Raw genomic sequence first — 24,694 nt, forward strand, 5'->3', positions numbered from 1 at the left:
TGTTGTTTGAGCGCAGCGAGTTTAAAATCATTTAGGCGAGAGAAATGGAATTTAGCTTTTGACTTCGAAGCCTTGAATTTTTTGCTTCTTTTTGTTTCAAGACAAAAACGAAGAGGAAAGAAGCTTGAAAGTAGATCCTATAAATGCTTACAGAAAGGTCAATTAAAAGTTGGCAAAAATTTAGTTTACAGTGTGCTGAATGATCTAGTGATGGAATGTAAGTGAGTAATTAATTCCCTACATATTATAGAGATTCGTTTACTTCAAATTTTTATTATAGCAAAAAAAGGAATGCAGCTTTAAACCACATTCCTTTTTAATCTTTATCGATATATCAATTCAGGTTAGTCTCTTAATCGACCACTGATTGAATCTTTTACTTTTTTCTCGTCTTTTTGGATAAAACGATTAGCCATAGAATTGAATAAGATGGCAAAAACAGGTAAGAAGAATCCTATTTTGTATTGTCCTTGAACTCCATCCATTAACTCAGTACCTTGCAAGTAACCGTAGTAAAGGTTTAAACCAATTACAGCAAATATCAAAAGGCTGTTGACTAAGTTTAGTTTCATTTGGTTCATTCTATTTTTGAATGAAAATAATGAAGCTAAAGCCACAATGCCTGACAATCCTGCAACTACTGCAATTGCGATAGTGTTAACTGATTCTACTAAATTACCATTTTCAGAAATGGTCAATTGCATCGCAGTTAGCACAGCTTGTTTCGATTCTGTGGCAGATACCCAAATTTGTGATGAAACAATAGCACCCATTGCCACTGCCACCAACAAAAGAAAAATTGATTGTATTCTCTGAATCATGTTTGTTTGATTTGTCTTCCTTTATACAGGAATCTTGTCTACTCTATTTTGATGACGTCCTCCCTCGAATTCAGTCGAAATGAAAGTATCAACAATCTCAATTGCTCTTACCAAAGAGATAAAACGAGCTGGAATTGATACTACATTAGAATTGTTGTGCTGACGAGTCAACTGAGCCAAAACGGGTTCCCAACATAAGCCAGCACGGATACCTTTGTGCTTGTTTGCTACAATAGAAACACCAATACCACTTCCGCAAATAGTGATACCAAACTCATACTCACCATTTTCTACAGCTTCCGCCAATGGGTGTACATAATCAGGGTAATCACATGAAGCTGTTGAGAAAGGACCAAAATCTTTTACTTCGTGTCCGTTTGCTTCTAAATGCTTAATGATCTCTGCTTTATATTCAAAGCCAGCGTGGTCGCCACCAATTGCCAATTTCATTTTTTGACTATTTATTATTTAAAAATCAATGGAATGACAAGCAAATCACTATTGCTTAACTCATCATGAACGCAAATTTAACCAATTAATTTTCCTAGTTGATCTGTTGAGGTAAGAATTGCATCTTTTTTATTCAGTTTTTGTATTCAAGTGTTAAATTTTGAACACAATTGTTTTAAAAGTCGATTTTTAAAGATTATTTTTGGCACTCACTAATCTTAATAGTCTCAACATGGTCACACTTGCCGAAGTAATAGCGGAACTTATCAACGAATCACCTTTTATTCAAGAGGGAATTGCAGAAGGTATTATTAATTACAGTGCCTTAGCTAGAAAGTTCCACTCAGAAGTTGAAAAAAGATTCGGCAAAGAAGTACAGCAAGGGGCCATTGTGATGGCATTGAAGAGGATGGCTCATAAAATCAATGCCACAGAGTTAGAAGATCAAGCGAAAGAATATATCCGACATATGGGTGATATTTTGGTACGTTCAGACCTTGTCGATTTCGCCTATAAAAACTCCCCTACTCTTATTCGTGCCCAAAAAGAATTACTGGAAATGGTGCAAAACAGTAGCACCGAACTTTTCCATGCTTCTTCAAAAGGAATGCATGAAACCAACATTATCACCAGTAAATCTTTCGCACCCAAGGTAAAAGAACTTTTCTTCGGTGAAGAGAAACTCTCAGAGATTACGGAACTTGCCGCCGTCACCATGCGTATGCCAATTACTTATGATAAAGATGCTCCCGGGGTATTTTATTTTATCTTAAAGATTTTGGCGTGGAATAAAATCAACGTAGTCGAGTTCATTTCCACTAAACATGAATTCTCCATTATTATTGAAAAAGAAGAAATCAATCATACATTTAAGCTATTGCATGATATGAAAAATAGCTAATACCTAGATAAAAATATCATTCAATTTAATCTTTGTAAACTTGGCTTTCTATTGAAGAGAAATCCCCTAAAGCTTTAGATCAAAACACCTTGATACATCCCGACTTACAGTTATAGAGGCACAAACATTGGAAATTAGCACCTTAAATTGTGAGGGATTGACAAACTAACTCTTTTATCTAATTAGTATATTTAAGTCTGAAATATACTTTTAAGTAGAGGGAAATGACAATAGAAAAAAATAGCATAATTGACCTTAAAGCAACTCTTTATTTCAATATCACCTTCCTCATTTATTTCTAAAGCATTCCACTTTTGATTGATCATGGAAAAATTCAAAGGCATAGTACACCGCGTTACGTATCATAACAAAGAAAATGGATGGACGGTCATCAGGGTAAACCCTGCCGACAGACCTCACGAACAAATCACCGTTACGGTACATCAAGCCAACGTTTTTGCGGGTGCTACTTTAGAGTTTGAAGGAGAATGGACTACTCACCCCAAATTTGGGGATCAATTCAAAGCACATTCTACTATTGAAAAAAAACCGGCAAGTTCGTCTGCCTTAGAAAAGTATATCGGATCAGGTTTGATTTATGGTGTAGGACCTAAAATAGCCAAACGGATTGTCAATCACTTCGGGAAAGATACTTTGGATGTTTTTGAAGAGAATATTGAACGGTTAACAGAAGTGACAGGAATTGCGACTACAAAACTGGATCAAATTAAAGCCTCTTGGACGGAACATCGTGAAATCAGAAATGTGATGCTATTCCTTCAGGAATTTGGAGTAAGTACGCTGTTTTCTGTCAAAATTTATAAGACGTATGGCAATGATGCGATCAAAATTTTGAAAGAAAACCCTTACCGTTTGTCAAAAGATATTTATGGAATTGGTTTTTTCTCAGCGGATAAAATTGCGTTGAGTATGGGGATTGCAAAGGACAGTCCGAAACGAATGAGAGCGGCAATCAGTCATGTGCTTTCGGCAAGTAGAGAACAAGGGCATTGTTATCTTGAATTAGAAATTATCCATCAAAATGTAAAAGCATTACTCAAAGAAGATTTTAAGGAGCTAGTGATTTCTGAAATTGAGGCCATGGAAAAGGATAACGACCTCTGTACTAGAATGAAGCAAATGGGTGAATTAGAAATCAAATGCTATTATTCTAAATCCCTTTTTTATGATGAATTGAATACCGCTAAGATTGTCAAATCCTTCTTATCCGAAAAAGTAAATGTGGATGCTGAGCGTGTAAAAAGATGGCTGGATTTATTCAACTCCAAACAACAATTTCCTTTAAGCGATGAACAGTTTGATGCCGTCTATGGTGCAGTACAACAACCTTTCTCGATCTTAACTGGCGGACCTGGATGTGGTAAAACGACAACGACAAAGGCTTTGGTGAGATTGCTTTTAGCCATGAAAAAGCGTGTTTTGCTAGCAGCACCAACAGGCCGTGCCGCACAACGAATGGGAGAAGTAATTGGAAGAGAAGCACAAACTATTCACCGTTTATTAGTATGGCAACCTAATACGGGACAATTCAAAAAGAACGAAGAAGATCCTTTGGAAGTGGATTTTATCATTATTGATGAATGCTCAATGCTGGATATTTCCATTTCGGCTTCATTACTGAAAGCCATTCCAAAATCAGCCCAAGTACTCTTTATCGGCGATCCTAATCAGTTGCCTTCAGTGGGTGCAGGAAACGTGCTGAAAGATTTAATTGAAAGTGAAGTAATGCCTTGTTTTCACCTCAAGAAAGTATTCCGTCAGGCACAAGAAAGTCAGATTATCAAGTTTGCCCATCAAATTATAAAACGACAAATTCCGAGAGTAGAATCTCCTATTAATACGCCAACGGTATGGGAGGACAATATGGATTGTTTGTTTATAGATTCAGATGAAGCGACAAAAGAGCAAACGCAATTCATCAAGAAAATGACACAATCTATGAAGTATGTCATCCAAAATGAAGGAGTTGCATTTGTCAAAGAAAAGGGAGCAGAAGGGGAAGAAGATACTTATAAATCCGTGACGCAAGAAGACGATATCTACATTCACACTACCTCTGAAAATGAGATTGAAGAAATCAAAAAAACAGGCGGAAGGTCTTTTGTATTTCATATCCCCAATCATTATTTACATGCTGACTTGCAAACTTTAATTCAATCAGAAGATCATGCTTCTGCTTTGAAAACTATTATGGAGGAAATTCACCCTTGGTCAAGTTTGCATTATGGATTTGTAGCTTCAGAAATGGTGGTTCGACTGTACGGAAAAACGATCAAAGAGAAAGTAGGTTCCAACTTAGAAACTCAAATCCTAACACCAATGACCGTAGGAAGCATGGGTGCTAGAAGCCTCAACCAATTGGTTCAAGCAACCTGTAATCCTGAGGCACAAGGAAAAGCGAGCCTTACCATTGGTGAGCGTATTTTCAGAATGGGAGACCGAGTGATTCAAAAAAGAAACAACTACGATCTTGAAGTGTTCAACGGCGATATCGGCAAAATTTCATCTATAGACACTTCCAATGTTCAACTTGCCGTTGATTTTGGGTCGGGTGAAAATGCCAAAACAGTATTTTATGAAAAACAAGATCTTATCGACCTTGACCTGGCCTATGCCATTACAATACATAAATCTCAGGGTAGTGAATTTGATGTCGTTATCATTCCTGTTGTAATGCAACACTTCAATATGCTCTATCAAAATTTGATTTATACAGCACTCACAAGGGCCAAGAAAATGGCCATTTTTGTAGGAACTCGTAAGGCTTTTGGCATTGCGGTGAGGAATATTGATAATAGGGCTAGGAAGACGATGTTGAAGGAGATTTTACAATAGAAAAAGTCAAATCACCTCAATAATTCATAGACTGATTTTACCTAGTCTATACCTATAAAGCTCAAAAGAGATTTAAGTCTCCGAAAAAAAAGCCAACCTATTTAGAATAGATTGGCTTGTGATTTAAGTAGTACCTTATGTTGAAGGAATTTACAATGATTTCTCTTTTAATTGTAACGTAATCATTTTGGTTTTGAATACCTTCGATGCTAAGCCAATATATGAGTTTGGAGCATAGTCATTGAAGCTTTTCATCATTAACCAATGACCTTCAATCTTATCGTTTTTCAGAGGATAGATATCTTTCGACTCTATTTTACCATTTTCAAGTGAGATCTCACCATATTGCATTTTATCTACATTGACGTTGGCATACATAAAGCTCAAAACATCATCATTTTCAATTAAGAGCACTCCACCTGATAATGCTGCCCCTTCCTCTAATTTCTGGTATTTATGAAAATTACTAATCCAATGAATTTTCCCTTCTTTATCAAAGTTGACAAAGCAAATATCACCAAAAGTATACTTTGTACTTACATCTGTAGTAGCTATTCCACCAAATGTTGATGTAGAAGACGTCGTTATTGCTGTGAGAGCTTCTGATACAAGCGTAAATGTTCCATTACTATTCGTGATCAGTTTTAAAGGATAATAAGAATTACCCATTCCAATCTCTTTTCCTTTCTCTAGTTTTTTTCTCAAATTTTCATCCTTTGAGACAAACTTAGATTCATATTTCGATGTTTTAGGATAGTAACCCGAAGTCATGAAATCCACTTTATTCTTATTTGTGAACTCTATTTTTTTCTTATTTTTCGTTTTAAGAAAGATCGGATCCATTAATTCGATGTAAAGACCATTAATTTCATACCCTTTCGTCTCTAGATTTGCATAATAACCGATTACACCTATTTGATCTTCGTATTCTGTTAAATACAAGCCTTTTAAGTATTCTTTATCGTTAGTAAAGGTCTTTACAATTGGGTTTCTTTTACCTTCAGAAAAGGAATATAATAAGTGGGCATAAGTGTTTTTCTTCCCAGAAACACGGTTAAAAATATTGAGTACTCCAGAATTCGAAAGAAGAATTTTATGATCCTTAAAGTTTTCAACTTTAGCTAAACCAATACTTAATTTAGAGGTAAAATTATTTTTTCTGTATTGAGGTACTTTAGAGATCATAGACCATTTGCTATTGAATTGATGGTCAAAAACATGGACATAAGCATTTGAGTTTTCTGCTTTCCTATTAGAAGAAATAGAGTAGATACATAACAGATTTTTATCGTCAGATAACTTTATATTATATGTACCTTGTTTACTGATTTTATCACTCCCAATTCTTTGTTGTGAAATTAAAATTGGCTTTTCAAAACCTGTTTGAGCATTATTTAATCTTGTGCGATAAAGGCGATTCATACCTTTTGAACCCGTTGAATAAATAACCCAAATCACCCCCTCTTGGTCTTGATAAGTGAATTCATAATTTTTATCATTGGCACCATTTAGTGCCATCATTTTAATTTCTCCAAGTGATACTTCTTTAACTAAATCTAATTTTTTATTGTAAAAAGATAGATGGAGGGCAATTTTTGTCCCGATAGCAATGGGGTCCATAATTCCTACTCCTATAGCAGTCCCTTTACCTTTACCACTTAAGTAAATCAGATGTTGATCTGTCTTACCTACCAAATACATGTTAGATTCTGCCAACCCTTTACCATGTTTTTCTCCTGTGGTCATCACTGGATCATACCTCAACTGTGCGTTTGCTGAAAATGTTAATACAAAAATAAGTAGTATAGTTGAAAAATAAGTTTGCATCGTTTTTAATTAAAATTGAAAAGATTAGTCTGCGAAAGTACAGTATTTCTCATTCTTTTGAAAATTAGCTAATTCATCTTCTAATGAAATTTTATTGAGTACATAAAAAACGGTGCTTAGTTAGAAACATTATAATAGCTCAGAGGATTTTTACCTGAACTAATTAATTCGTATTATGTTAATCCAAAACCTATAGACTAATGAAACTTTTAATTCTATGTAGCTTAACATTACTCTTTCTTACTAAGTGCAAGAGTGAATGTGATCATTGTGATGATAATAATAAAGGGAGTATTTCTCAATATCAAATTGTTAATACCCTCGATAAAGATGTTCTGATCAAAATATACAGTAGTGATATTATTACTTCTCTGGAACTAAATCCAAATGATACTTCAACGTATTGGATAAGAATTATAGAGCCTGCCGAACCAGTATCTTCTTTTTTTAGGGTTGACCATTATAATAATGGAAAAAGTTTCCCTTATGATAGTGATTCAATATCAATTATTATTGATCATCAAGTTCAGAAAAAATTTATATATGATGCGATGAACAAAGACATTAATTGGGAAATATCATTGTACAATGACTTTTCAGCTTATGAAATAGTTAAAGAAAAAGAGAACACCAATGAGATACTTTCTTCCTCCGACAATACACATCACTTCTATTATATTCTTGATTCAAATAAGATGAATAATTAGGTTTACAAAAATTATGTAACACTCCCACTTCACTTTATCAAAACCTCCTGCTCCAAACACTTTTTATAATGATGAAACAGATCTACCAACCTTTTCAACTTTTCGTCCTCAACAATCAATTTTCTAATATTCAACTGAAGATCATATAAATTCCTATTCCCATATTTCTGGAGTAATTCTTCAATATTTGGAGGGATAAAAAAAGAAGCCCTTTCCCCTAAATATGTTTGATATTCATTTTGGAAAATGCCAATTCCTTCAAAGTCAAAATCTCCAAAATGAAGGTAGGAATTAGGAACAGTTTGAAGCCAATGCATCAAATCTTTGGATTGGGATTGAGGATAACGACTCACAAATAAAACCCTCATGCCTTCAAAAAGATACTTTTGCTGTTCGATCATTTTAAAGTTTTCGGCATTTTCTACACCAACTATGGTTACTTCATTATCTACTGTAAAGTTTTCGAAATCACTGATAAAAATAAAGCTTCCTGAGGCGGGTTGAAGTTTCAATTCTTTCTCATTTAAAACTGCTGAAATTGATTCATAACAGTTGACCAAAAAGCCTTTAAAAGTTCTGACTTTTTTTGATTTAGAATCTGATGCTACAATAATATTATCTTTCCTACTCTCACCCACTTTGAAATTTTCTACGTAAGCCGACAGGTCATTAATACCCCATTGATTTTTCAAATAAAATTTCAATTGTGATGTATCATTACACACTACCTTTCGTCTTGATCTTCCTTGAATAGAAGATTGTAAAATACCATCATCAAGCATTTGTTCAAAAGGTGCTCCTTTCAATTGACTCCCCGAAATCACCTCTCCATTACTCAGTTGTAATAACTTTTTGGCTTTACTTTCAGATAACTTCATTATGCTTTAGATATTATTTGTCGAACCATCGTTTTATGCCCTGCCACTTTATCCAAATGATAAATATGACCATAATCCAATTGATTGTTCGTTTCTGGTGAGCCGTTCAAAACAATAATATTTCGTTCATTGGCAAACCTCAACAAACCTTTGACATTGGTAGAATGCAGTTTCCCAATTTCATCCATAATAATATGCAATTGGAATTCTTTAAACTTCCTCGAAGCACCCTCTTTGAAGACATTCAATAACATAATGTTCAGCATGGCTTTGACCAAAATATCTGTTCCTTCAGAACCCACATTTTTCAGTTTCTCAATCCACCCCGTATCATTACCGTTCTCTTCTATTCTAAATAAAATATGAATTGTATCTGAAAGTAATAGTTTTCCCGTTTTTGACTTCCCTATTTCATCCTTCAGATATTTTAATAGTTTGACGGCATTCCTATTGATCTTATTCAAATCTTTGTTTTGAGTAAAAAGATTTGCCACACCCAAAGAACTATTATTTTCTTCCTGAAACTCCTTGATTCTCTTCAAAACACTGATAATTGGATTTCTACTTTCCTCCAATTTCAGCTCAATGTTGGTAACTGCACTAACAAAGTTTTTCAGCTTAAAGTCCTTATTGATCTTTTTAATGATTTGATCTATCTCTGCCGTTTTCTTTAATAGATCCTGAGTTTCTGTACCGAAAATATTGATGATATTGGCAAATCGTTCATTGAAAATTTTCTCTATTTCTGAAATCTTATCCTCACGAACAAACTCTTTCAGTCGCTCACCAATCACTCTTACACCTTTGCTTTCTAATTCCTCAACAGAAGGAAATTTAAGCACTGAGTTGACTGTAAACTCCCCTAAATAATTTTTCAGTTTTTTGTAAAGTGCATCTTTCTTTTCTTTCATCATATCAAAAGTCTGAAACACTTTTCGATGTAGTTCATCAAAAGTCAAATCACCTTCCAACGATGTGACCGTAGTAGCATATTCTTCCAAAGCAATCAGCTTATCATCGTCTTTTTGTTCTTCATAAACCTTGAGTTCTGCTTCATAAGTTTGGATAGATTGATTGATATCAGATAACTGTTGTTTTACTTCTTTATACTTCTCTTCTAAAATATTCAAAGAATTAGAAAATTCAGCCACCAAATTATTTAGCTTCTCCTCCTCATGAAGCATTTCGTTTTCAAACGTTTTCTGCTTATCGATGTACTCACGCTTGTCTTTATCATATTCAAAAACCAATTGTTGATGTTCTTTAATATAGTCTAACTCGGCTTTGTTATTTTTAATTTGATCAGATAATTTCTCAAGGTGCTTCTTATCCACTCCTTTTCCAGAAAGCTCCTCATTTTTCTGTTCATTCAGTTCGTCAATTGCTTTTTGGATCTCTTGTTTATAGTCTTCAATTGCTGATCGAATTCCATTTTGTTTCTCTTGAAAATCCTTTTTAAACTGATTCAAACGCCTTGTCTTTTCTTTACGTTTGACTTCTTTTTGTTGCTTTACTCCTTCCTCAAATGAACTTAATTGCTGTTTTAACTCTCCCAACTCCAATTGAATAGTATTCAATTCCTTATTGAGTTGAACCAATTGTAACTCCCTCTCTTTCTGTCCTTTTTCAATCCATTCCGCTAATAAAACTTCTTGGCGTTCTTTCTCTTTTATATTCTTCTTAATTGTATTATTAGATACCTCAATAAAAGATTTCAACTTATTGATTTGAGGTTGATATTTTTTCTTTAGGCTTTGTTCTTTCTTAATTAAACCCTGATCTAATTCACTTGACGCCTTCCTCACTTTTTCAATCTCACCTAATGTATCTTTCAACTGTTCCTCCAACAATGACAATGAAAAAGACCTCCCTTCAATCGTTTTCAAGTCAATACCTACTCCGAAAAATGAAGAGGACAACTGATCCAATAATTGAGGATTGAGCTCATCATGGAATAGTAAATCTTGATCAATGACTTTACCAATATTTTCAGACCAATCTTTTTTATTATTCGTAAGCCAAGCCAAGAGTGTGTGATTGTATTTTTCGATTTTACCTTCTAAATCCTTTTTCGTTTGAGTCAGTTTCTCAAAACGTAGATTTAAATTTGCTCTCTCGTTTTCAATCTCTTTTTGATAGATTTCTAATTCATGCGTCCAACTCTTACGGTATCCTTCTATTTCTTGTTCAGACTTCAGCACCTCTTGACCTAATGCATTAGTTTCCGCTATTCCTTTTTGAATATAATCCTTTACACCTTCAATTTCTGAATGATAGAATTGCTTATTCTTACAATCATTGAGCTCAATTTTCTTCTCTGATTTGTTGTTTTGAAGGGTAGAAAAATGCTCCTGTAAGACGACTCTTTTATCAGCATTCGTTTCCTCCAACTGATCAAATAATTGATCGTATTCTTGATTTAACCCTCTCTCCTGATCAAATAGTTGATCTTTTAACTCACCTATCAAAGCTTCTTTCTGATGAATAAATGTGGATTGTTCCGCTTCTTTTTGTGCTTTTAGAGATTTGTATTTTACTTCTATATCCTGAAACTGACTAGTGAGCGAAGACTCTTCTGCTTCGAGATTTTTAAGTTTAATTTCAATACTAGGGCGCTCTTTTACCCTACGTTCTACTTCTTGAATATTTTGAGATTGATAATACTTCTTCTTTTCTCTCGTCTTTTTTAGATTATCCTTTAATACACTAATTTTTGAAGCAATAACCTCTTTTCTTTTTGCATGCAACGACTTCTCATGAGCTATTTTGTCATTTAACTTCACTTCATTTTGAGAAAGTAGATCTGCATTATCTTTCAAATAGGGTAATTGATCATTCAACCATTTTTCTCTGCTGTATAATTGACCGTACAAGGAATACAACTGACTATCGACATCATCTAATTCTAATAAAATCCCAAACGATTGCTCTAATGTTTTTAGATTTTTATCCTTTTTATATTCATCAATATCTCTCAATTGTTCTTCAAAATCAGATAAGTGATGATTGTAAGTATTCAGGTCGATATACTTTTCTTCACTGTCCAGAGAATCAATAATAATTTTCTGAATATCATCTGCCGAAACATCTGCATTGAGGTAGACACTTTGAATCGTTTTATAAATAGTACCGTACTGCTTTGCCTCAAGTAAATTGTACTTTTTAAATTCCCTTTGTTGCTGTTGAGCACCGTAAATGATATCACGATAAGTAGTGTAATTATCGATCACCTTTGAAAGTCCAATTCCTTCTTTATCTAATATCCCTCTGATCTGATTCCAATGATTAAAAACTTCTCCATTTTCAGTCATAAAAAATCGTTTTTCAAAACTGCTATCAAAAAACCTGAATTGTACTTTAGACTGAGCACGAAACAACACCACACAAAAACTCCCCTTCTCTGTAGCTACTTCATAGATGATATAAGAATTATCATTTTTCAAATACCAATCAACAAAACGGGTTTGTTCTTTTTTGATCCCTAGCTTTCTTGGGTCTGCATTATAAAAGAATAAAAGCGTTCGAAGAATTGTACTTTTCCCCACACCTTGTGTACCTCCAAAGTGACAATTGCTGTCCAATTCTATTTCTGCATATGGAATATTGGCACAATGGATTAATATGACTTTATTGAGGGTTCTCATGCTTAGTTTTCGTTTGTTGTTGGTTCTTCAATATCGATACTCAAAATCAATTCCTCGAGGTAAGAAAAAGAATTCAATACTTTGTAAGTCATGGAAAGATCATCAATTACCTCCACAAAACCTTCCTTCTTTAAGATCTCGAAAAGTTCATTTACACTCTCATCGTATTTCTCTTTTTTAGTAATCCTTTTTAGCAGATTGAGTTTATTTTTCAGATTCTGATTTACTCCAATAATAGACGAAACTTCTGAAGGTGTAATTTGAGTACCCACTCCAAAAGATTCATCATACGACTTGAAAAAATCAAGAATACTGATCCATCGCATTGCCCTTTCTAATTTACTTTTCAGTGTACTCCTTTCCTCTTCCCTACTAAAATAAAAACAGTCCTTCCCCTCCACTAAATAAAACCCGATCTGATCAAAATAATCTTGTGTTGCTTCCTTCTCTTTTTCTAAATACTGATATAACTTTTTTTGTGTTGAATTGATAGAGTTTGAGGAAATAAAATGTCCTTTACTCAGTATTTCAAAAATTTGTTTGTTATAATTTTCTCTAGGCATATTTCTTTCTTTTAGGGTACACTTTCGCAAAATATCGGTCTTCGTATCTTATTTTATCATTAGTAATCTCAATCTCATTACTGTAGTAATTAATGATCTTATAATAGCATCCCACCAATTCAATATAAGACACTTCAAAAGGAAACTCATAATGAAATACAAAATTAAAAAGATCATTTCCTTGAGCCAAAAAGCTACGTTTTACTTCCTCATGATTGATAAAGAATACACTTTCGGTTTGTTGATTTAAAAGGTTAGTATCTATTGCTTCCGCAGATGGGGCTTTTCGTCGTTCTTTATTTTTTTGATTTTGATTAATCTCTTGGATCAACTGATACACTTCATCCTCCTCCAAAATATCTAAATCTAATTTCAACGGATACGTTTTCCGTTTCTCATAAAGCACCTCCTTCCTTTCATTGAGCACTTCCTTGATATTGGTTTGGGATTCCAACTCCACCTGATCCATCAATAACTTCAGCTTCTTGACCTTTTCCACCACTTGAGAATTATGCCTCACTTGATTGATATATTGAAGCAATTGCCTTTGAATTTCAACCAAATTATGACTGGCTGAATTGAATTCTTTTTTCAACTCTACCACTATAGTCTGCAACTCTTCATCAGCAGAAAGTACAAAAAAGGAGACCTCCTCTTTATCAATCAAATGTCGTGACTGAGCGATTAAGTTCTGAATCTCTTCCGTTTTACCCTTAAAGTTTTCAAGCTTCTTTAATTTAATCTGATAGTTCTCCTCTGTCTTAAAAGTCGTATCAATATTTCGGATCAAATCGTCAACATTTCTAGAACATATTTTACCAATTCTACTTAAATCCTTTTTGACTAACTTAAAATAACGTTGTTTTCTGTTTTGTGTATTTTCCTTACTGAAGTAATCAATATTCTCCTTTATAATCTTGATATGTTCATTAAAAGACGAAATATTAATGACCTCATTAACCTGCATCAATTCCTCAAAAAAGGAAAGAAACTGATCTTCAATTTCAAGATATTGTCCATTTTCTTTTATAATGCCTTTATCTATCAAGCGTTGAATTTTTGCCTCCCCTCCGTCACCTAAAAGTTCTAACGCCTGTTCGTATTCGTAATCATAACGTTTACGATTTTTAAAGATCTCATCAATAAGCTTTTTACCCTCATTGAGAGTGCCTATGATTTCTGATATGTCTTGGAAGTGGTACATGTTTGTTGCTTAAATTATTTCTATTTCATTCTCTCTTCAAAAACCTCCCTTTGCCTCTCAATTTCGGCTTTTAGTTCTGCTTCTGTAGGTAAATAAGTCAAATATTTAGAGGTGAATAATTGTTTATTATCATTCAATACTGAATATTTAGCAATAGTTTGATCAGTATCAGCACATAAAAGAATTCCTATTGTTGGATTATCTCCTTCATTTCTTTTTAGATCATCATACATACGAACATACATATCCAATTGACCAATTGCTTGATGAGACAACTTCTCCGTTTTGATTTCAATCAATACAAAACACTTCAGAATATAATTGTAGAACACAAGATCAATATAAAAATCAGAAGTTTCTGTCCTTACGAGTTGTTGACGTTCTACAAAAGCAAAACCTTTCCCAAGTTCCAAAAGGAATTTTTGAATATCATCGATCAATGCTTTTTCTAACTCCTGTTCAGTATAAGCAAAGTTTGTTGGTAGATTTAAAAACTCTAATACTGAAGGATTTTTAATGAAATTTTCAGGGTTAAGGTTTAAGTCTTTTGTTTTTTCTTTCATCTCCGACTTAACTAAATCCTTTGATGGAGATTGTAATAGTCGTTGATAATATTGGGTTGATATGTTTCTATCTAATGTTCGAACTGACCATTGATTTTCAACTGATTCTTTCTGATAATACTTTCTAGCATCAATATCATTAACTCTAAACAATAATTTATAATGACTCCAACTCAATTGGGCATACAGTGTGTGCCCAATTTGAAAATCAGGAAAAAGCAGATAGAATTGTCTAAAATATTTTAGGTTTCTCATTGAAAACCCCTTACCAAACTCTTCTGTTAATTGTATTGATAGTTCTTTTATTAAGAAGCTACCGTACTTTGCTTTAGCTTCTCCTTTTTGTTCTTCCTCTACAATACGTTTTCCAATGGACCAATAGGCTTCTACCATAGCAGAATTAACTACTGAGTTCACTTTAATTTTTGCAGAAGCTAAGATTTCTTTTATTTCTGAATAGAAATTATGTTGGCGTGATGGTATTTGATTCCCCATTCTTATTCATTCAAATATACACACAATCTAATCATTAAATAGCTATCATCAAAAAAGAGGCCCTAAAGCCTCTTTCAAAGATCTATATACTATTTTTAGTATTACATTATTTCCCGATACAGAACTTAACAACACCCCTAAAATCTACGTTTTTGATAGTGTTAAGGCTGTTTTTGAAATTTGAGCGAACAAATAGAGTACAAAATAGTTTAGTGCTATTTTTGATGATTTTGGAGGTTGAAAAAATATTGATTTTAACATTTTAAACCTTCCCTCTCAAACCTCATGTATACTTTGTAGATTTTGTATACTTCAGTGTAGACTTAATAAAACACTACTATACTGTTAATATTATTTTTTACCATTTTTCAATTTTATAAGTTCTCTTTTAGGAAACCTATAATTTTCAGGGAGACTCAATATAATCGTTGTATGTACAACCTACTTTTACAAGAAAAAAAGAGCTAATTTATTTACTCACCAACTTTTCAATTGAATTTGAAATCACCTTTTTAGAACTATTTGTTACATTAGCGTCTTCAGCAAACCCCTTCCAATCACTTACAACTGTTTTTATATGCTCTATTATTTGTTTGCCATTTTTAATACCAAAGTGATTGGCCAATTCCATTAAATGTTTAGTATTTGGTGATTGACTTTCCCCAGCAATTGTTGTGGAATGAAAACCATGTGAGGAAGAAGAAAAAGTTAAATCATAAGCAGGTGAGAACTTCCAATTACCATTACTATCCATAAGAAATGAGAAGTTTTTACTATGATCATCACGATTGTGAGTAAATACATTGAAACAAGCTAATCGGAACACCTTTTCATAAGCTTCTATGCTCTTTTCCAACTGAAAAGCACAGTCTAATAAATGACCGTAATCCATATTACTTAATCGAAAATTATCATGCATCATACCACTTGCCGTATGCATATGCAATCTTTTTTGATTTTCTAATCGATCAAAACGCTTTGTACCGAAATAGGCTTTTCCTGTAGTTCCATAAAACAGTTGACTAGTACTCATTTCAATGCCACATGCGGTAGCCATTAAATAGTAAGCATATTCAATATGTGCAATATCTCTTGTATCATATGATGAAGGGAATTTAATAATCCAAAACTCATCATTTGCTTTTGGAGTTACACTTGCAGTCAATTGAGTTGTTTGAGGATTAAACAATACATTAATTTTGGGTCTTGCTCCACCTGAAGAACCTCCCATTCCAAATAGTTCATCTAAAATATCTTCTGATGTTCCCTCTAAAACTTTAGTCGCATGATCCGCTAATTTATCCAACTCTACAGACTGGTAATCATTCCCGTTCTCAAATTCAGGTTCATATGTCAATGCTCCTGCACCACTCTCTCCTACATAAGCCAATCTTTCCAAGGGTGTAATAGTATGAATATCTATTCCTTCTGTTGTCAATTTTCTATCTAAAAGTAACCGTCCCCAACCATCTGGTAAAGAATCATTAAACACCCCTGCAATACCTTCAAAAGGAAACAACGTCATGTCATACACATCCCTTTTTAGAGGTAATTTAAATGGGGATAACTCTAATTTTTCAGACAAAAATGAAGAGTGATATTTAAAATAATAGGATTGATTATTATTGATAATTTCTCCTACTTGGTATTTTTGAGTAGGGCCAAAATTCAAGTTTACTCTTATTTTTTTAATATTTCCCATTACATATCATCACTAAATAGTTTCTCAATTTCAGACATATCTTTTTGCGGTAATAAGATATTATCTAATTCCTCTAACCTTCCAAAAACATGCATTAATCGAAGCAATGATTCTAATGAAATTTTGCCCGTGCTTTCAAAACGTTTCAGGCTTCCTAAAGAAACACCTGAACGCTTTGCTAATTCTTCTTGGGAATATTTATAGGCTTTACGGATTGCTCTTATCTTATTAGAAATCTCTTGTAAAACAGAATTTGGAGTTTTATTTACATTATACATAATTAGCTAAAATATTATCTGTTAATACATAAATATACACATTTTAGCTAAAATATTATCTATATAATTTTTAAAATAAAGTACAATTTGCCCTGTTTATTTCAAAAAAAACAAGACAAAAATATATCATATCTATATAAGCAACCTCATGGTATCAAACCTTCAAAAAATGGAAATAACCTATTATCCTTAAATATCTTATCACACACAGGTATTGAGAACGTAATGAACTATTTAGTAAAATTTTGAATATAGTCATCTACATATTGTAAGGTATACACACCTTCATATGTTTCCTATAAAATACCTGCAATTTGTTCCTGATAATATACTTTACCCTTTCTCATTTCCTTCTTCTACTTTTAACTCACGACTATTTACAGGAGCTAATTCATGACCGAACATTCTTAATACAAGATTGACCTTATCAAGGTTTAAATTAGTTTTACCTTGTTCTATTTTTCTTATCACTGTCAAAGCTACTCCAGACCTTTCTGCAAACTCTACTTGGGTTAAACCAGCCTGTTTTCTTCTACGTTTCACGAATTCAGATAAAGCACTCATTATATCTTTTTGCATATAAAAAATATTCTATCGTAAAGAAAAAAGATAACACAATACATTTAGCTTGACATTAAGCAGATTTATGACTTTTGAATGACATTTCTAAAACCGTATAGTTAAAGTCGATAATATCTACATTTCCAAAAAGTGGAAATATAAAATGCAAACCCAACTTATATTCACATTTTTTGGAGATATAAAATAGTCCCTTTGAATTATATAATTTTAGTTCAAAAAAAATCCCCTAAACAAATTATTGCTTAGGGGATCTCTTTTAAATTTACCGTTTAATCTTCTAAAGTGTAGATGATTTTAGCTTCTTTAAAATCTCCTGTGAAATTATAGGGAGCTTTATCAAAATAATTCTCTGAAACTGGACTGCCCTTATCACTTCCAAAATCAAGACAATCATTTGCAGTAAATGCTAGAGGAGCAGTGACAGGAACTGTACCTTTACTTATTTCCTTTCCATTTACGAGTATAGAAATGGACATTGGAGCTCTTGCTTTATTTTGTGTCATTTTAGAAATAACTTCAATTTTTACATCTCCAACGGGCAATTTTGTTTTTGATTTAATAATAGTCCTATCGATTTCAAAAAGATTATACTCATAGTAAATGTATCCATTGATCATATATACTGAAAGTCCCCCTGAGAAACCTCCTAGCGAATAGAGTACACCATCCGAGTTCTTTTGAGTAGTTACATTTAAAGTTACTTTATTTGAAATAGTACCTAATTTTGGTGCAGAAAATTCAGGCATTCTTTCAACTATTCCTTTAAAACTCCATTCTTTATAAGGTGATCTAGGAGCATCTTCTGGATGATAAAGTATCGACCATAGCGCACCTCCGATAGGTAAATCATCATTTTTTGCAGCTTCAACTAAAAATAAATCTTTCATTAGTTGAAGCTTATGAGGATTTACTTTTGATAAATCATTTGATTGAGTCCAATCTTCATTTAAGTTATACAACTCCCATTGATCATTTTCGGGAGACCATGTACCTATACCTTTAGGAACACCGGGTACCCATGGCGTTCTAGGTCCGAAAGTACAGGCAAACCAGCCATCTGAGTAAACGCCTCTACTCCCCATAATATCAAAAAACTGTGTTTTTAATTGTCCTTTAGCGTCAGCATCATTAAATGAATACGCCATACTAACACCATCAATATCATCTTGAGGAAATCCATTTACTTCATTTGGAGGAGTAATACCTACCACTTCATAAATTGTTGGTGTGATATCATTTACATGATGAAATTGTGAATGAGGTTTCTTATCCACTTTAATTTTTTCCGGCCATGCCACCGCCATAGGCTGACGAGTACCACCAAAGTGTGAAGCTAATAATTTGGTACCTTTGTAAGGTGTACTACCAGCCCAAGCCCATCCTGCATGGTACATATTATCTGTTTTATTTGAACCAAGTACCTCTAAACCTCCAAGTTTATCAAGGGTTTCTATATGTTGTTCAATATTAGTAGCAATACTATTTTGAGCTAAAAGTTCACTAATCGTACCGTTCTGTCCTTCAGAAGATGAGCCATTATCACCCCAGATATAAAAAATTAATGTATTATCTAATTTTTCTAATGCTTCCAGTTCATCAATTATTCTACCAACATTATAATCTGTATGTTCTGTAAAACCTGCAAAAACTTCCATTAACCTTCTTTGAAAATCCTTTTGCTCTTCTGGAATTTCATCCCATCCAGCTAAGGTGGTATCTCTGTCTGTAAGCGTAGCATTTTCAGGTATCCAACCTAACTCTTTTTGATTTTTAAATACTCTTTCTCTGTATGCGTCCCAACCGTCATCAAATTTACCTTTGTACTTATCTGCCCATTTTTTATTGACATGATGAGGTCCATGTACAGCTCCTGGTGCCCAATACATTAGAAATGGTTTGTCTGGAGAAAAAGCATTTTGATCTCTTAACCATTTGATGGCATCATCTGCTAAGTCATCTGTCATATGGTAATAATCATTCCCTCCACTTGTTTCAGGGTGTTCAACAAAAGTGGTATTTCTAATCATTTGAGGTTCGTATTGAGAGGCCTCACCACCTAAAAAACCATAAAAATATTCGAAGCCATAACCCATAGGCCATTTATCAAAAGGGCCTTTGTTTGTTGTTACTAAAGGATCTGTATTATGCCATTTTCCAAAAGCACTGGTGTTATATCCGTAATTTTTTAATACTTCTGCTACTGTAGCTGATGTCTTCGGAATTTCTCCGGTATAACCATCCCAATCATTCGCAAGCTCAGCAATCTGACCATTTCCTACTGAAGTATGATTCCTACCTGTCAATAAAGACGCTCTTGTTGGAGAACACATCGCTGTAGAGTGAAAACGGTTATAAGAAACACCCATATTTGCTACTCTTGAAAGTGTAGGTGTATTTATCTCTCCACCATATGTTGAAGCTGTTGCTGGACCTGCATCATCAATTAAAATAATTAAGATGTTAGGAGCATCATCACTCAAATGCTTTTCTTTTGGAGTAGGCTGATAAACAGAATTTTTTATCGTTAAACCTGCTTTACTTTTTGATTTTTGCTTAGGAAAGGGTAATACCTCTTGCCCCACTGATTGATATATAATACCCAAAAAGAATATTACAGTTAATGGTAAGTTTTTCAAACTCATTTATCTATTTGTTTTAATGTTAAACAACTCTCATTTATGATAATCTCTTTACTGATTATGCTTATTGTTTTACAAAATTAGGCCTCATCAATATATAAGAATTACAAATTTTAGTATCTTAATTGCATAAACTTATATATTATGGAAGAAAGAATAATTTGGTCAACAGGAGATTATACTATTGAGGAAAATTTTAAACGGCTCGAAAAGATATATACAGGTGCTAACTATAATAGGTATCGTATAGAAAGAAAAGGGGAAGAGTATCAGATTTACTGTGGTAATTTCAATCAGATTAATAACATTTCAATATCAATTAATAAATCAAAATTTGATAAAGATTTTTATTTTAAAGGTGATTTAACCAAAAAAGATTGGACAGAAATTCATTTACTTCGAAATAAGTCTCACGTAGACTTACAGAAAAAGCTAATCACAATACGAAATTTTGGTTTTAATGAGGTCATATTATACAATGCTCCTCATCCATATGATATTTTGATACCAAAAGATCAATATTTCGAAATCATCACTCTAAAAATAAAGAATGATACAATTTGTGATTTCAGTGCAATAGATCATTCCGTTGTAGCCTCTATATTAAACTCACCCGAACCATTGGTTATTCATGAAAGAATGTTACCTGAATTAAGAATCAAAGTTGATGAACTATTTAAAATTCAAGAAAAAAGTGACGGAGTGATTGGGTATACAATTTCTAAAGCTTTGGAGATAATGACTTTTTTTCTTGTTCAGATACGTAAGCGATTACAAGATAAAGATGCTTATGGATCAACGAATGTTAAATTTCAGAAAGCTATCGATATAAAAGAATATTTAATGGATAATTTATATTCAAATATTGAAATTCAAGAGATTGCCAAAAAATTTGGGATTAGTATACCAAGCTTATATAAAAACTTTAAACAGTTTTATGGAACTAGTCCCTATCAATACATAAAAAAAGCAAGATTAGATAAAGCACATAAATTATTACTTGAAACAGATGATCCTATCTCAAATATTGCTTACAACCTTAATTTCACTCACCCAAGTCATCTAACCAACGCTTTTAAAAAAGAATTTGGTTATTCTCCTAAATACCTAAGAAGCAAATAGTATTTATTATCATATAGTGATAGGTTATTCTCACTTATCAAATGATTTCGTCTATACTTCTTATTCTAAACTGATCAAGTTGATAACTATAATGTTCTGGGGAGATACTCTGAATATACTTCCCTCATCTCTAATTTTTCTTTTAACTCACAACTATTTACAGGCAATAGTTCAAGATTGAATATTCTTAATGCAAAATTCACCTTATCAAGGTTTAAATTGGTTTTACCTTGTTCTATTTTTCTTATCACTGTCAATGCTACTCCAAACCTAACAGCAAACTCTTCTAAGGTTAAACCAGCAAGTTTTATTCTATGTTTTTACAGATAATTAACAGCAAAAAAAGAGGGCAAAACCCTCTTTTCAATGAAGTAAACTTCTAAAAATACAATTTATTTTCCGATACAGAACATAACAACACCCTTAAAATATACGTTTTTGACATCGTTAAGGTTGTTTCTGAAATTTAAGCGGATAAGTAGCGTACAAAATTGTCAAATACTATTTTTGATGATTTTTGAAGTAGAAAAATATTGATTTTAACATTTACTTCAATAAAAATCTTATTTATCACTTTAATCATCATCAGTCAAGATTACATTTCAGACTGATGATGATTAAGAATATTGATTATTTAATTAGATTAATCACAATCTCTTTCCCAATGCTGATCATCATGATCCCACTCCCAGTGACAACCAATTGGAAGCCTTTCTGAAGGAGGATTATTTCTATCATATCTCCCTCCTGAATATCTACCATCACATTCTCTTTCCCAGTGATGATCATCATGATCCCATTCCCAATGACAACCATCAGGTAAAGGGGTATTTGGTCTTGGAGGTCTTTCTCCATAGTAGTCATCGTTATAGCCACATGATACTAATAGAGAGCTGATTGTCAATAATAACATGAATAATAAACTGCGAGAAAACTGTTTTGTGTTTTTCATTTTTGTATAATTTTAAATTGATAACGATACAAAGATGAAGGGTTTCGAACTCCCATATAAGTAACTTACTGTAACGAGGGGTTACGTTACTTATACCAGCTACTATTTGTTACTCTAAATAACCTAACGTTACTTATATCCTATAGCATAAATAAGGAAGTTTGTAAAACAATTTAATTCTAAAACATCCTTATTATGTTCTATCAATCTGTTAATTTAAATAAGAAGGTATCTTTTTTATTGACTTTAATATTCATTAGTTTTTCTAACTTAATATATAGCCAAGAAGAAAAAGATAATTCAAAACCTACCAATATTTATTCTCAGATAGATCACTTTGTAGAGTTTAATCATTCTCCAGAAGGAGATACCTACTCTTACAATCCCCGAGTGAGCTATACTTTTGATGAGACAAATTTGTTATTAGTGGAGCTTCCGTATAGATTTTTACCCAAAACAAATGCATCGGGATTAGGAGACCCTAGGTTAAGGTATTTCTACATTCCTTTTAAAGATTATACTAAAACAATCAGTTCAGTAGGCTTGTCTTTAGATGTTACTTTACCTTTAGGAGATACAAAGAAAGGTATTGGAGATGGTTGCTTTAAATTTGCTCCCGGTCTGATGCTAGGGTTTATGGCGAATAAATCACAAACGATATCTTTTTTTCCAACAATAGCATATCAATACACCTATCAGCAAAAACAATCAGAACAATCTAAGGATCAAATATATCATGGACTGAATATCGAGTTTCTATCTTCATTTGTCCTTTCAGAAGATCTTTTTGTACATGTAAAGCCTATCCTTGATGTAAAAGATATGAGCAACTTCTCACAAAGTGAATTTGTATTAGAGGTAGAGCCTGTAGTAGATATTTGTAAGGACAAGTATCAGGTAGGTGTATTTTATAAAGGCGAATTTCGTAAAAATGCACATACTTTCAGTGTTTATTTTACCATCTTCATTTAGTTCATTTTGTGACCTTCAGAAAGAACAATCCTGAAATTTAAAATTGTGAACAAGAAGACTCTTTTATAAGTCATTAATTTTCTATCTTCAATAATCATTAAAATGAAGAGGCTTAGAAAATGGACCAACAAAAGATTTTTTCAACATTAGAACGTATTCTAGAAAGTGAAGTGTTTGTTTCTTCTTTTAGAGCAAAAGCACTGCTTAAATATCTAGTAGATAACAGTGATAAAGGTGAAGAAAGTGATTTTTCTTCTTATACTATTGCATTAGATGTTTTTGATAGAGATCAAGACTTTGACCCTTCTTTGGATCCAATTGTTCGCGTACAAATGGGCCGATTAAGGGTGTTGTTGTCTAAATACTATTTACAAGAAGGAAGTAATGAGGATATTATCATCACTATTCCTAGAGGAAGCTACAAACCTCGATTTTCTGAAAATGAAGTAATCAAATCACCTAACTCACCAGAGAAAAAACAAACTACAAATAGCTCTTTTCCAATAGTTCATGTTTCACCTTTATCAATCCTAAAGAATGATGTAGAACAAACCTCAAATTATTTCAAAGAAGTACTTTTTTCAAGGTTGCTCCGAACAGGTTTTTTCAAACTTACAGATAAGAATGATGCTGATTTTTACATCTCCTATTTTATGAACGAACATCAATTCGGGATAAATATTAAGGATAAAAACCAAAAAGGGATCATCACCAATACTTTTGATATTGATGAGAATAACAATACTATAGAGAAGTTATTATTGTTTGCACAGACGTATCTTGATGGACCCTACGGTACATTAAAAGAAGAAATAGAAACCTTAGAGGGATTCAACTGGATTAAAAAGTTTATGGACTTTGAGAACATCATCCTTGAGAAAGGTTGGTTGGAGTACGTAGGAGATCTTATAAATCGCTTAGAAAAAGTATTAGCCACTACAAAGAATTCGTTCATCGCTTCTGTTCTTGTAAAATATTATCACATTGATTTTCAATACAACCTTCTGAATTTCCCTAAAGGATTAGAAAGAGCTGACGAGCTATATGCTATTTATAATAAAGAAACATCTGACTTTTTGGTGGAGAATATCTGGCGTAAAATTTATCAAGCAGATTATAAAGGAGCTTCTAAAGTATTGAATAAATTAAAAGCAATTCAAGGAAAGCATTTTGAGACATTAGTACAAGAGATGTTATTGGCAGGCTATTTTGGTGATGAGAAGACATTTTTTGAGTTGAAGAATAAACTGTTAGCATTTACAGAACAGCTTCCTTCTGTATGTTCTTCGGTAGAGGCCTTTCTGATTTTATTAAATGGAGAAAAAGCTTCAGTTGAACTATTAAAGAAACTAGAAGAACATCTGTTTTTCTTTAATTTATTTCTATTGAGTAAACTTAGCAAGACAGATGATTTAAAAGAAAAATATTCTAGTTCCTTACTAGAATCAGTACCTACTTTTAAAGATGATCCTATAAAATTGCTTTCATTATGGGGACATCCTGATTTAATAAAGAAAATAATTTAAAAAACAACCTGC

20 protein-coding genes are annotated in these 24,694 nt (G+C 32.8%); 6 read left to right on the forward strand and 14 right to left on the reverse strand.

Translation table 11 applies throughout. The features are described 5' to 3' along the window. Positions 1-344 precede the first annotated feature (344 nt). A complete protein-coding gene (locus IC221_RS01815; RefSeq protein ID WP_044213142.1) occupies positions 345-821 on the reverse strand; it encodes a DUF4293 domain-containing protein in 477 nt (158 codons plus the stop codon). 21 nt (positions 822-842) lie between these two features. Then, positions 843-1,271, reverse strand: coding sequence for a ribose 5-phosphate isomerase B (gene rpiB, locus IC221_RS01820; RefSeq protein ID WP_044213144.1), 429 nt, complete (start codon positions 1,269-1,271; stop codon positions 843-845). 232 nt (positions 1,272-1,503) lie between these two features. Here rpiB and IC221_RS01825 point away from each other — a divergent pair, with 232 nt between their 5' ends. Continuing rightward, on the forward strand, positions 1,504-2,172 hold the full coding sequence (locus tag IC221_RS01825) for a hypothetical protein (protein WP_188167335.1): 669 nt from the start codon (positions 1,504-1,506) through the stop codon (positions 2,170-2,172). Between the two features lie 324 nt (positions 2,173-2,496). After that, the gene (locus IC221_RS01830) at positions 2,497-5,028 is read left to right on the forward strand and encodes an AAA family ATPase (RefSeq protein WP_188167336.1); all 2,532 of its coding nucleotides are present in this window, start codon (positions 2,497-2,499) and stop codon (positions 5,026-5,028) included. Positions 5,029-5,178: 150 nt separating this feature from the next. Here the strand turns inward: IC221_RS01830 and IC221_RS01835 are convergent, their stop codons facing one another. Beyond that, on the reverse strand, positions 5,179-6,855 hold the full coding sequence (locus IC221_RS01835) for a hypothetical protein (protein ID WP_188167337.1): 1,677 nt from the start codon (positions 6,853-6,855) through the stop codon (positions 5,179-5,181). A gap of 200 nt (positions 6,856-7,055) precedes the next feature. Here IC221_RS01835 and IC221_RS01840 point away from each other — a divergent pair, with 200 nt between their 5' ends. Then, entirely contained in the window at positions 7,056-7,562 is a 507-nt protein-coding gene (locus IC221_RS01840; protein ID WP_188167338.1) for a hypothetical protein, read from the forward strand. Between the two features lie 29 nt (positions 7,563-7,591). Here the strand turns inward: IC221_RS01840 and IC221_RS01845 are convergent, their stop codons facing one another. The 9 genes from IC221_RS01845 to IC221_RS01885 all read right to left on the reverse strand — a co-directional run bounded on the left by IC221_RS01845 (position 7,592) and on the right by IC221_RS01885 (position 20,113). Beyond that, entirely contained in the window at positions 7,592-8,440 is an 849-nt protein-coding gene (locus IC221_RS01845; protein ID WP_188167339.1) for a hypothetical protein, read from the reverse strand. Next, on the reverse strand, positions 8,440-12,084 hold the full coding sequence (locus IC221_RS01850; protein WP_188167340.1) for an ATP-binding protein: 3,645 nt from the start codon (positions 12,082-12,084) through the stop codon (positions 8,440-8,442). Before IC221_RS01850 ends, IC221_RS01845 begins: the two co-directional genes overlap by 1 nt. Before the next feature lie 2 nt (positions 12,085-12,086). Next, on the reverse strand, positions 12,087-12,647 hold the full coding sequence (locus IC221_RS01855; RefSeq protein WP_188167341.1) for a hypothetical protein: 561 nt from the start codon (positions 12,645-12,647) through the stop codon (positions 12,087-12,089). After that, a complete protein-coding gene (locus IC221_RS01860; RefSeq protein ID WP_188167342.1) occupies positions 12,640-13,851 on the reverse strand; it encodes a hypothetical protein in 1,212 nt (403 codons plus the stop codon). The genes IC221_RS01855 and IC221_RS01860 overlap by 8 nt, the downstream gene beginning before the upstream one ends. A 20-nt stretch (positions 13,852-13,871) precedes the next feature. Beyond that, positions 13,872-14,909, reverse strand: a complete 1,038-nt coding sequence (locus IC221_RS01865; protein WP_188167343.1) for a YhcG family protein — start codon at positions 14,907-14,909, stop codon at positions 13,872-13,874. Positions 14,910-15,378: 469 nt separating this feature from the next. Then, entirely contained in the window at positions 15,379-16,611 is a 1,233-nt protein-coding gene (locus IC221_RS01870) for a type II toxin-antitoxin system HipA family toxin (protein ID WP_188167344.1), read from the reverse strand. Further along, positions 16,611-16,889: a helix-turn-helix domain-containing protein gene (locus IC221_RS01875; RefSeq protein WP_188167345.1), complete on the reverse strand. Its 279-nt coding sequence runs from the start codon at positions 16,887-16,889 to the stop codon at positions 16,611-16,613. Before IC221_RS01875 ends, IC221_RS01870 begins: the two co-directional genes overlap by 1 nt. 333 nt (positions 16,890-17,222) lie before the next feature. Then, complete coding sequence (locus IC221_RS01880; protein WP_223241264.1) at positions 17,223-17,468, reverse strand: helix-turn-helix domain-containing protein; 246 nt, start codon at positions 17,466-17,468, stop codon at positions 17,223-17,225. Positions 17,469-17,740: 272 nt separating this feature from the next. Next, the gene (locus IC221_RS01885) at positions 17,741-20,113 is read right to left on the reverse strand and encodes an arylsulfatase (protein ID WP_188167346.1); all 2,373 of its coding nucleotides are present in this window, start codon (positions 20,111-20,113) and stop codon (positions 17,741-17,743) included. A gap of 141 nt (positions 20,114-20,254) precedes the next feature. Between IC221_RS01885 and IC221_RS01890 the strand changes: the two genes are divergently transcribed. Further along, positions 20,255-21,232: an AraC family transcriptional regulator gene (locus IC221_RS01890; RefSeq protein ID WP_188167347.1), complete on the forward strand. Its 978-nt coding sequence runs from the start codon at positions 20,255-20,257 to the stop codon at positions 21,230-21,232. A gap of 86 nt (positions 21,233-21,318) precedes the next feature. On the opposite strand, the gene IC221_RS01895 is transcribed toward IC221_RS01890, so the two are convergent. Together IC221_RS01895 and IC221_RS01900 are read right to left on the reverse strand one after the other, a co-directional pair. Beyond that, the gene (locus IC221_RS01895; RefSeq protein ID WP_188167407.1) at positions 21,319-21,543 is read right to left on the reverse strand and encodes a helix-turn-helix domain-containing protein; all 225 of its coding nucleotides are present in this window, start codon (positions 21,541-21,543) and stop codon (positions 21,319-21,321) included. A gap of 332 nt (positions 21,544-21,875) precedes the next feature. Further along, a complete protein-coding gene (locus IC221_RS01900) occupies positions 21,876-22,184 on the reverse strand; it encodes a hypothetical protein (protein WP_188167348.1) in 309 nt (102 codons plus the stop codon). Between the two features lie 195 nt (positions 22,185-22,379). Between IC221_RS01900 and IC221_RS01905 the strand changes: the two genes are divergently transcribed. Both IC221_RS01905 and IC221_RS01910 read left to right on the forward strand, forming a co-directional pair. Continuing rightward, positions 22,380-23,156, forward strand: a complete 777-nt coding sequence (locus IC221_RS01905; RefSeq protein ID WP_188167349.1) for a hypothetical protein — start codon at positions 22,380-22,382, stop codon at positions 23,154-23,156. A 119-nt stretch (positions 23,157-23,275) separates the two neighbouring features. Beyond that, on the forward strand, positions 23,276-24,682 hold the full coding sequence (locus IC221_RS01910; protein ID WP_188167350.1) for a hypothetical protein: 1,407 nt from the start codon (positions 23,276-23,278) through the stop codon (positions 24,680-24,682). The last annotated feature ends 12 nt before the right edge of the window (positions 24,683-24,694 follow it).

Source organism: Flammeovirga sp. EKP202, assembly GCF_014534745.1.
Classification (GTDB): Bacteria; Bacteroidota; Bacteroidia; order Cytophagales; family Flammeovirgaceae; genus Flammeovirga.